Source organism: Pseudomonas sp. SIMBA_068, assembly GCF_046534705.1.
Lineage (GTDB): Bacteria > Pseudomonadota > Gammaproteobacteria > Pseudomonadales > Pseudomonadaceae > Aquipseudomonas > Aquipseudomonas putida.
Genome location: NZ_JAWRYI010001178.1, coordinates 1 through 250, shown reverse-complemented (window position 1 = coordinate 250; position 250 = coordinate 1). Strand labels below are relative to the sequence as shown.

Here is a 250-nt window from a genome sequence, read left to right as displayed (position 1 = left end):
CTTCGTCGAACTCCACATGAGCTATCAGGTACTTGCGCGAAAATGGCGTCCCCAGGCTTTTGCTGATGTTGTCGGTCAGGAACATGTTCTGACGGCGCTGGCGAATGGATTGTCTCTGGGACGCATCCATCATGCTTATCTCTTCTCCGGCACCCGCGGAGTAGGGAAAACCACTATTGCGCGTCTGCTGGCCAAAGGCCTTAACTGCGAAACCGGTATCACTGCCACCCCCTGTGGTCAGTGTGATAAC

1 pseudogene is annotated in these 250 nt (G+C 54.8%); it reads left to right on the top strand.

Annotation, left to right across the window (positions count from 1 at the left end):
- Positions 1-16: 16 nt before the first annotated feature.
- A pseudogene (locus SB756_RS33250) lies at positions 17-250 on the top strand (DNA polymerase III subunit gamma/tau); the annotation flags it as partial.